Source organism: Sphingomonas sp. 10B4 (assembly GCF_035019905.1).
Taxonomy (GTDB): domain Bacteria; phylum Pseudomonadota; class Alphaproteobacteria; order Sphingomonadales; family Sphingomonadaceae; genus Sphingomonas; species Sphingomonas glacialis.
In genome coordinates this window covers 1-277 of the sequence record NZ_JASJVC010000286.1, presented here as the reverse complement: position 1 = coordinate 277, position 277 = coordinate 1, and the positions used below count along the sequence as shown (strand labels likewise).

Below are 277 nucleotides of genomic sequence, written 5' to 3'. Positions count from 1 at the left end.
ACGGTGAGAGCTAGTACGGCTCAGATGACGTCCACTTTTACGATGACGCATGATTCATTCCTTACCAAACATGACGTTCGGTGATTACGACGATCAGGCAGTCGCCTTGTCGTCCTTCTTAAGACTTGCAGGCGGCCAGTTGTCGAGGCGCATGCCGAGGGACAGACCGCGGGAGGCCAGAACGTCCTTGATTTCCGTCAAGGATTTCTTGCCCAGGTTCGGAGTCTTCAACAGTTCTACTTCGGTGCGCTGAATCAGGTCACCAATGTAGTAAATG

General features: G+C 52.3%; 1 protein-coding gene. It reads right to left on the bottom strand.

Annotated elements, in window-relative coordinates:
• Positions 1-93: 93 nt before the first annotated feature.
• The coding region (locus tag QN347_RS19845) for a DNA-directed RNA polymerase subunit alpha C-terminal domain-containing protein (RefSeq protein ID WP_279536076.1) at positions 94-277 on the bottom strand (184 nt) is incomplete at its 5' end.